8 protein-coding genes are annotated in these 8,952 nt (G+C 60.0%); 6 read left to right on the top strand and 2 right to left on the bottom strand.

Annotated elements, in window-relative coordinates:
* Positions 1 to 205 precede the first annotated feature (205 nt).
* From P9M14_05665 to P9M14_05650, 4 genes are read left to right on the top strand one after another with little or no spacing between them, the layout of a single operon-like run.
* A complete protein-coding gene (locus P9M14_05665) occupies positions 206 to 649 on the top strand; it encodes a Rid family hydrolase (protein ID MDP8255217.1) in 444 nt (147 codons plus the stop codon).
* Positions 650 to 674: 25 nt separating this feature from the next.
* Positions 675 to 2,120: a radical SAM protein gene (locus P9M14_05660; protein ID MDP8255216.1), complete on the top strand. Its 1,446-nt coding sequence runs from the start codon at positions 675 to 677 to the stop codon at positions 2,118 to 2,120.
* Positions 2,121 to 2,138: 18 nt separating this feature from the next.
* On the top strand, positions 2,139 to 2,753 hold the full coding sequence (locus P9M14_05655; GenBank protein MDP8255215.1) for a class I SAM-dependent methyltransferase: 615 nt from the start codon (positions 2,139 to 2,141) through the stop codon (positions 2,751 to 2,753).
* Positions 2,750 to 3,793: a radical SAM protein gene (locus P9M14_05650; GenBank protein MDP8255214.1), complete on the top strand. Its 1,044-nt coding sequence runs from the start codon at positions 2,750 to 2,752 to the stop codon at positions 3,791 to 3,793. Before P9M14_05655 ends, P9M14_05650 begins: the two co-directional genes overlap by 4 nt.
* 36 nt (positions 3,794 to 3,829) lie before the next feature.
* On the opposite strand, the gene P9M14_05645 is transcribed toward P9M14_05650, so the two are convergent.
* Positions 3,830 to 5,509: a hypothetical protein gene (locus P9M14_05645; protein ID MDP8255213.1), complete on the bottom strand. Its 1,680-nt coding sequence runs from the start codon at positions 5,507 to 5,509 to the stop codon at positions 3,830 to 3,832.
* Between the two features lie 200 nt (positions 5,510 to 5,709).
* Here P9M14_05645 and P9M14_05640 point away from each other — a divergent pair, with 200 nt between their 5' ends.
* Complete coding sequence (locus tag P9M14_05640) at positions 5,710 to 7,167, top strand: radical SAM protein (GenBank protein ID MDP8255212.1); 1,458 nt, start codon at positions 5,710 to 5,712, stop codon at positions 7,165 to 7,167.
* On the top strand, positions 7,164 to 8,675 hold the full coding sequence (locus tag P9M14_05635; GenBank protein MDP8255211.1) for a radical SAM protein: 1,512 nt from the start codon (positions 7,164 to 7,166) through the stop codon (positions 8,673 to 8,675). Before P9M14_05640 ends, P9M14_05635 begins: the two co-directional genes overlap by 4 nt.
* A gap of 34 nt (positions 8,676 to 8,709) precedes the next feature.
* Here the strand turns inward: P9M14_05635 and P9M14_05630 are convergent.
* On the bottom strand, positions 8,710 to 8,952 hold a 243-nt coding region (locus P9M14_05630), incomplete at its 5' end, for a hypothetical protein (protein ID MDP8255210.1).

The following is an 8,952-nucleotide window of genomic DNA, read 5'->3' as shown; positions in this document are numbered from 1 at the left end:
TGAGACACCAGCCGCGGTGGCTGGACTCAACTAACCGAGTCTCCGGAGAACCCGGGGCGATTCAGTTTCGTTTGTGTGCTACCTACACAAGCCGCGAGCGCTATTGACAGAAAGGCCGTGTAATGCGAATCTGTGTGCAAAGAACTGGGTGCGGCATAGGATCTGAATTCTTATCTATTCCCAATGCTTATTGGAGAATTACGTTATGATCAAGAAGACCGTCCATGCGCCTCAAGTGCTTTGCGAGGCTTACGATTACGATAAACCAGTGCCATTCAGCCGTGGAATGCGCTTGGATATTCGGGGAGTGTCGATAATGATGCTCTCGGGCACGGCCAGTGTTGACGAACGCGGCCAGACCGTCAACGTGGGCGACCTGCGGGCTCAAACGCAACGTATGTTCCACAACGTCACAGAACTACTCAAGACCGAGGGCTTCCAATGGCACGACGTGGTGCATACTAGGCTCTATCTACGCGATATCGATAGAAATTATCAAGAACTTGCCGAGGAACGCATTGAGTTCTTCAAGCAGCAGAACCTTGAGCGACTGCCAGCATCGACCTGCGTGGAAGCCCGTCTGTGCCGGCCGGAGCTGCTGGTGGAGATTGAGGTTCTGTGTGTCCGCGATAGCAAAGAATCAGGTTGAGAATATGCGCGGATCGGCATATCAGATGACAATCAAAGGGAAACCCACGGTACTGCTGATTCAACCACATTCCGGGTTCTGGGAGAGGTTGCGAAAGGCCAACGTAGTACCGTTAGGATTGCTCAGCATCGCCAGCGGTTTGCCCGATACTTTCGATATAGAAATCATTGATCTAAGATCAGATTCCAATTGGCAGTCCAAGGTGCGTGAGGTGCTGGGCCGCAACTGCATCCTCGTTGGAATCACGACCAATACCGGGCCGATGATCTCCAGCGCGTTGGCCGTGGCCGCGATGATCAGGGAGATCTCTGATGTTCCGATTGTCTGGGGAGGCGTTCATCCGAGCCTCGTGCCGGAGCAGACTGCCGGCAGCTCCCTGGTCGATATCGTTGTTCGTGGCGAGGGAGAATTTATTTTCAGCGAGGTTGCGCAACGCCTGTCGGAGGGGGCGTCGCCCGCTGAGTTGAACGATATTTGCGGATTGGCGTTCAAACAAGGAGATCAGATAACAGTTACACCCGATACGCCGCTGATCGATCCCGCACGGATTCCGACTCCCGCATACCAGCTTTTAAATATCGAGCGCTATCTGCCGAAGTACAACGGCAGGCGGAGCCTGGCCTACCAATCGTCCAGGGGCTGCCACAGGAAGTGCGCCTATTGCTACAATTCGATCGTCAACAAGGGACGTTGGAGGGCGTTGGGCGCGGAGCGCGTGCTTAACGAGCTGCGAGACCTTCACGATCAATATAGATTCGACGAGATCTATTTTATTGACGACAACTTCTTTTGCAACGACCAGCGTTCCGAGACGATAGTTGAGGGGCTTTGCAAGACACCACTGACATATATGATTCAAGGGGTTGATATCGATTCGATCAGCCGCATGGACGAGCCTTTTCTGGCGCTGCTGGCGCGGTCCGGTCTCAGACGTATCAGTATTGGGATCGAATCTGGATCGCCCAGCATGCGACAACAATTGAATAAAAGTGAATCGATTGCACAAATCGAAGCGCAGATCACCCGACTCAGCAAATACCAGATTCAATTGTACCTGTCATTCATTATCAATCTGCCGGGGGAGAGGCTGGATGACATCCGCCAAACGATCCGACTGATAAGAAAACTACACCGATTGAACCCGAACGTACTCTCCTCGCCACTCTACTTTTACGCGCCCTATCCGCAGACCCAGCTTTATTATTCCTCTGTCCAGCAGGGCTTTCAACCGCCGGAGAGCTTAGAACAATGGGGGTCCGTGAGCTTCGATATGCCCAATCTCAGCCCTGCTGGCGACATCGACAGGCGGATGCTGCTCGGGTTGTCGTTCTCCTCGTACTTTATCGACGATAAAATCTTAATGTATATCGATTCCCGTTTCCTGGCTGCTCTCGCGGCTCTACCGGCCGATGGCAGAGTATCGTTTCAACAAATTGATGTTCTCGGCCATGCCCGAGCGTTCCCTGCTTAGGATGCTGTCGATCAGGAAATGATTGTCAAGCAACAGCTCTACCGGGTACTTAAACGCTTTCCTCGCCAATGGGACATGCTGCAACGGCTGGCAGAGGGAGATTCAGAGCAGAAAAACGAGCTGCTGGCCGAGATCATTGCGCAGCATCCGGGAGCCTGGCTCGACATCGGCTGTGGCACCGGACGCTTCGTCGAGCTGTTCTTCCCACAACAATATCTTGGCCTGGATACCGACCCGTTGCGCATTGAGATCTGCCGACAACAGCATCGAGCCTATCGCTTCCTCTCGGCTGCGCCCACTGAACTGTTCACAGGCGACGAGCTTTTTCAGGGAGTTCTGATATCGCACGTGCTGCACCACCTGCCCGAGGCCGAGCATCTCGAGCTGCTGAGGGTCTGCCGCCAGCTGTTGGACCCCAAGGGGGTGGCCGTTATTTTCGAGTGGGCTCCGCCCTTAAAAGACACCCCGCGTTTCCACAGGATATTTTACAGATATTTCGAGACCGGCAGGCAACACAACACGCCTGGGGAATGGGCGGAAAAGCTCGGTCGATCGGGGTTTCGGCAGATTGAGACGATCGTCTTGCGCAATCCGCGGTTTCTGTCCTTTATGATCACCGCGCAGGGCCGATGAACAATCCAGCCAACCGCCTGCGGTCAATGCGCGACTATCTGGCCAGCGCCTCGAAGTGCTCGGGCATGCCCCTGTGTTGCGCCATCGAGGTCACCAGCAGGTGTAACCTCGACTGCGTCTTCTGCAACCGCTCGAGCCTTGACCGGCCCGACGGGGACATGGACAAGCGCCTCTTTCAGCAGATCGTCGACGGCGGCAAGGACTTCCTCGAGTTCGTTTACCTCAACGGAGCAGGGGAGTCCTGCCTGCACCCCGACCTGCCCGAGTTGGTTGAGCATTGCACGCGTAACGGGATCATCACGCAGTTGCCCACCAACGGCACCCTGCTAACGCCCGAGCTGTCCTCCGACCTGCTCGATGCCGGGCTGGGACAGTTCCTGATCGGCATCGACGGCGTCAACGCGCAAACGTACGAGAGGGTGCGCCGCGGAGCTGATTATCGCCAGCTGGCGGACAACGTCCGCATGCTGGCCGAGCTTAAGCTGAAAAAACGCTCTTCAACCTCGATTGTGATCCAGATGGTGCTTATCGATGACAACCGCTCCGAGGCCGGGCTGCTTGAGCCGAGCTGGCGCATTCCGGGCATCGACGGAGTCAGACTCAAGGCCGACGAGCGGGCCGGTGCGCGGACCGGACCGTCGTACAAGTCGAGCAATCGCAAACAATGCCTGTTCGCTTGGCAGGGCCCCTACTGGATAAACTGCAACGGAGACCTTATGCATCACGGGTACGGCCACTCGGACGAGCAGACCGTCCAGCGCAATTACTCCGAGGTGCTCAGCCCCGGCTTCAGGTACAGGTCATGGCGCGAAGTGGTCAACGGGCCGGAGATGATTGAGTTCCGCTCCTGCCAGGCCCGGCGCAGGTTCGACCTCTGCGGCCCCTGCAGCGGCTGTCGCGCTTACGGCCCCCCCCCCCACCTGGCCTGGGCCACGTTTCTGCCCAACAACGGCCGCCTACGACTGGCTGTGCGCCATTTTGAGAACGCCTCGCGGCTTCTGGGATTCTCCAGGCTGATGCCGGGGCTGGTCAGCGACTGAAACGGCCCGGGCTAAGAGGATCGGCGGGTTTTGCATCTACCTGGGGGCGCCGCCCGCGCGCTTGAGGTAGACAGGCAGGTTCCCGCGGCTGATTGCCGGACGATAGTCGCTACGGATCAGCTCACACAACCCTGGCTCGAACCGCACCAACAGCCGCAGCCCGTCGTCGGCCACGATCACGTCCGGCCGACGGTCCAGATAGTACTCGCCGGGCCGCATGCTCTGTCCGCTGTCCGCGAAAAAGGCCTGGGGAAAGCGTTGCATTAGATCGGCCTTTATCCGGGTCGAACGTGGGTCATCGCCCATTGCGGTCTGCATCCGCAGCAGTTGGTCTAGGTTGGCGACCACATGGGGCGGAAGCGTCTCTCCCACCGACGGGATGAAATCGTTGGAGTAGATCGAGAAACGTTCGCCGACCGTGGATTGCAGCCAGAGTTGGGATCTGCTTAATGCCAGCGGCGAGTAGGCTTGATACTCGATTTGCAAATCTTGATACTCGATCGGCCGCGTGTTTTTACCCGCTTGGTCCGCGCAGAGCGCTGAGGCGGAAAGCGACGCGAACGAGTGACGGACCATAATGAAATCTTTGGCGGGCACCGCGATCATTATCAGCGAGCAGGCGGCCAGCAGCGCAGGAGACCATCCCCGCAGAGATTGGAGACCAGACCTGTGCAGCAGGGCGCTCAGCCAACGCGCCCAGCGAATGCCGGCGAACGGCGCCAGCATAAAGATCTGGCTCCAGTAGTTCTGCAGAAACGTGGCACCTACGACCAGATGCAGACCCAGGATCAGCCCGACCGAGCCCAGCACTGCCAGCGAGAGCGCGCGAAGCTGGCTGCGCTCGGGCCGTGCGATCTGCCGGAACAGCTCCACCAAGGCTGGAACCGCCACCAGCAGTATGCCGAACAAGTCGGCCCGGTAAGAGGGCTCCGAGGTGTCGCCCTTGGCCAGTACCGCAATCGACAGATACCCGGGGACTTCGGCGAGCTCGCTCCACGACCAGTGCCAAATAAAGGGCAGCGAACACACGAGCAGCGCCAGCGGCGTCAGTAACAACGCTGCCAGCCACCTGAGGCGCAGCCTGCGCGCGCGGACCTCGAGGCTGGCGGCCAGCGCGAGGGGAGCCAGAATCAGCGCCATCTCGCCCCGCAGGCAGACTGCGGCCCAAATTGCCAGCACTCCGCCGAGCCGCCCCCGTCCGGATTGAGACCCAAGCAAGAGGACCATGCCTAGCAAGCCGACCGCTGCACACACAGCGTCCTGACGCAGCTCGGAAACCTTGAACAGCAAATGCGGACAGGCGGCCAGCAGCGCCAGGGCGCAGGTCGTGGCTAGGGGGAAGCGCCGCTCGAGCAACAGCCTAGGCATCCACAGCAGCGAGGCCAGGCTCAGCAGCAGAAGCCCGATGCCGTAACAACGCGAGACCAGCGGCGACCAGGCGGCCGGGGCGATCCAAGCCAGGGGAGCGAAGACGATCCAGGCTCCCGGATCGAAGTTGTTGGAGAAGAAATCCTTGAGCAGCACTTGATGATCGAGCAGCAGCCTGGTCTCCAGGAAGCGCATCGTCTCGTCTAGGTCGACCGGGTAGACGCAGACGGAGATCGATACGAATACCAGCAGTGTCGCGGCTGCAAGCAACACCGCGACGGCCCATTGCGCCTTGGAGCATAAAGGGGAGGCGGGCTTTTCCCGGCCCGAGTTCCGGATATCCCGCAAGCTCTGCACTCCTTTCACTTTAACTGCCTAGTCATTTATACTATCATAATTACTTGAGTGTTCCGCGGTTTCCGGAAAACCAAGCAGCAGACGGTATTACCCGGGTCATCCGGATGGTCGTCCTTGGCGATAAACAGTTGATTCCGCCGTCCGTGTAGCGAGAGTGTAGTTCTCACCTAATCTGGAGTCATGGCTGCAAGATGGCGAAAGCACTGCTGATCAATCCGGCGAATAATCTGCTGTCCAATTATCTTTATCGCAGCCTGATTGTCCCCCCCATCCCGCCGGCCAACCTGGCCTATTTGGCTGCGAAGGCCGCTGAGCACGGCGACCACACCGTAGATATTCACGACCAATTCTTGGAGCGCACGCCCACCGCGCAGCTCGCACGCCTGGCCGTCGAGGGACGATACGAGCTGGTTGGCATCTCCTGCCTGACGACCTCCGACAGCGCGGTATGCGACCTGGGGCAGGCCCTGCGGCGCGAGGGATTTCAGGGAAAGATCGTGTTGGGCAATACACACGCCTCGGTCTACGCCGACTCGCTGTTGCGAACCGGATGGTTCGATATCGTGGCCCACGGCGAGGGGGAGTTGACTTTTAAGCAGCTGCTCGACAACCAGAGTCGTGCCGAGCCGTTGGAACGGATCGCCGGCATCTCCTTTCTAAGCAATGGGGAGTTGCAGGCAACTCAGCCGCGCGAGCTGATCCATAACCTAGATTCGCTGCCACACCCTGCGTGGGACCGGCTGCCGATCGGGCGTTATAACTACCATCCCTCGCTGTTCCTCTACGAGCCGACGTTGCCGATCCAGGCCTCACGCGGTTGCCCCTACAACTGTTTCATGTGCGCACAGGACGCACTGCTCAAGCCGTTCCGCCGCCGGTCTCCCGCCTCGGTGGTGGCTGAAATCGAAGAAAATATTGGGCGCTACGGCGTTCGCAGCTTCGGCTTTCTCGACAGCTACTTCCCTCCGGACAGGGCCTGGGGCGAAGAGTTCGTCCGCCGTGTGCGCCGTGATTTAGCCAGCCTCAGTTTCCGGTTCTGCATCGAGGCCCGTAGCGATGGGATCGACGAACCGCTGTTTCGGGAGTTGGCCAAGATCGGGCTGCACAATGTGGCCGTGGGCTTCGAGGCGGGCACCGACGAGTCGCTGACCCGCATCGGCAAGGGGACGACCGTTGAACAGGGGCGCCGGGCGATGGACGTTCTGCGCCGGATCAAGGTATCCACCACCGGATTTTTCATGATCGGCTTCCCCTGGGAGGACGAGGCGATGATTCGCCGAACGATCAGCTACGGGCTCGATCTGCGGCCGGACTTACTCAAGTTCAACATCGCCGTGCCGCTGCCCGGAAGCCGTTTTCACGACTGGCTGATCCAGAAGTCACGGGACGACATCGAATGCGATGAGATGACCGCCTGGACCGGCCTGCTGCGAGGCTCCAAGCGCAAGGCCCGCTACGACTACACATCCTTGACGGACCGAACCCTATTGCGTTTGCAGCGCAAGGGAATGATCCGGCACTACTCCCGGCCCTCGGTGCTGCTGCGCCTGATCAGGTTCGGGACATTGCGCCCAAGAAACCTGCTGCCGATGGCCCTGATCTGGCTGAGGCTCCTCAACCCCTTGACCCGAGGCGGGAGACAGGCTTGAGCGTCGCCCTGATAGTTCCGGGTTCGCCGTTGCTCAGCCAGATGAGCCACGCGGCTTGGAAAACCGCGATGCTGATGCCGCCGCTAGGGCTGGTGCAGCTCGCGGGATATTTGCGGGCCAATGGGGTGGAGACGACGATCATTGACGCGGTGCGCCGTCCGATGGACCCGCAGCGTTGCGCGCAAGCCCTGATCGAGCTCTCCCCACGATTGATCGGGTTCTCGGTGCTGACCTGGAACTACTGCTTCACCGTCCAGACCGTGAAGGCGTTGCGCCGAGGCGGCTGGGGCGGGGCGATCGTCTTTGGCAACATCCACGCGGCGGTCTTCCGCGAAAGGATCCTGTCCGAGGGCTGGGCCGACTATGTCGTGGTCGGCGAGGGGGAGCGCCCGTTGTTGGAGCTGGCGCGACGGATCGAGGCCGGCCAAAGCGGCGTCGGAATCCCCGGGGTCATCAGCGCGGTGCAGATCAACGAGCTGTGCAACGGGCCGTCGCTGTTAGTTGAGAACCTAGACGAGCTGCCGTTGCCCGACTGGAGTCTGATCGATATCGGCTGGTACCTCGACCGACGGCTGCCGATTGCGCGTGAAGCGCTGCTGCCGATCTGCGCCTCCCGCGGATGCAGGTTCAATTGCAGCTTCTGCTCGCAGGAAAAGTACGTGCCGCGCTTCCGCCATCGCTCGGTCGCTGGGCTGATCGGCGAGATTGAGCGCGATCTGTGCGAGTTCGACACTCACGGCCTGGCCTTTCTCGACGCGGCCTTCCCCTGGTCCGAGGAGTTCGGCATCGAGTTCTGCGACACGCTGGTCAAGACGGGACTCGATCGGCGGATCGGATGGTGGTGCGAGACGCGGGCCGATGTGGTCACTCCCCGGTTGCTTAAAAGCATGGTTAGGGCAGGCTGCAGGCACATCCTATACGGTTTCGAGTCCGGCGAGCCCCGCATGCTGCTGGCAATGAACAAGGGCCTGACGGTCGAGCGCTCGTTGAAGGCGGCCGCGTGGACCAGGGAAGCCGGCCTGCCGTTCCACGCCTTTCTGATCATCGGCTATCCGGGCGAGACGATCGGCAGCGCCCTGCGTACAATCCGCCTGGCGCTGCGGCTGCGACCGACAACCGCCAAGTTCCACTTGGCCATGCCGATGCCCGGGTCGCGGTTCTATCAGGACGTCAAGCATCTGCTTAAAATCGACCTCTCGGACCCGCAGAGCGCGGCCGGGTTCACCAGTTGGAACAACTGGTCTCTCCATTTGGGCCGACCGGTCTTCGTCCCCGCGGGGATGAGCGCGCGCACCCTGCAAGCCCTGTACTGGTTGGCGCACCTGCTGTTCTATGGCCGCCCCTGGAAAATCGTTTCCCTGTTGCGGAGCGGTCAGATGCGAGCCTCCAGCCTGTGGTACGCCGGTTTGGTGCTGGTCGAAGGAATGCTGCACAGGGGATCGCACAAAGAGATGGACTGCCAAGAGGGGCGGTCGCCGGAAGAAGAAACCCGGCGCGCAGAGCAATAACCGTTACCCCGGCTGCGGCAGACGCCAATCAGATTCATACTGTTCGGCGCGGGGCGAGGACATCAACGAGCAGCCGTAGGCCGACGACTGCGAATCGCCGTAGCTCGCGGCGAGCGATCGACCCGCGTAACAAGCGCAGCAGCCCGCCCGGCGAGAAGTAGAACAGGATGAACGACAACAGCACCCAGCGCCTAGTCTGTCCGAACGGGCGATTGGCGACCGTGCGCCGCGTATCAAGAGGCTTTCTTAGGAAGTAGAAGCGCTCGATTTGTTCACT

Origin of the sequence: Candidatus Alcyoniella australis (assembly GCA_030765605.1) — a bacterium.
GTDB lineage: Bacteria > Lernaellota > Lernaellaia > JAVCCG01 > Alcyoniellaceae > Alcyoniella > Alcyoniella australis.
Note: the sequence above shows the minus strand (reverse complement) of the source record. Positions and strands in the feature narration are given on the sequence as shown.

Coding starts and splice junctions, on each gene's coding strand:
- P9M14_05640 (MDP8255212.1), top strand. CDS start 5,710: ATGGCGAAAGCACTGCTGATCAATCCGGCGAATAATCTGCTGTCCAAT.
- P9M14_05655 (MDP8255215.1), top strand. CDS start 2,139: ATGATTGTCAAGCAACAGCTCTACCGGGTACTTAAACGCTTTCCTCGC.
- P9M14_05665 (MDP8255217.1), top strand. CDS start 206: ATGATCAAGAAGACCGTCCATGCGCCTCAAGTGCTTTGCGAGGCTTAC.
- P9M14_05660 (MDP8255216.1), top strand. CDS start 675: ATGACAATCAAAGGGAAACCCACGGTACTGCTGATTCAACCACATTCC.
- P9M14_05650 (MDP8255214.1), top strand. CDS start 2,750: ATGAACAATCCAGCCAACCGCCTGCGGTCAATGCGCGACTATCTGGCC.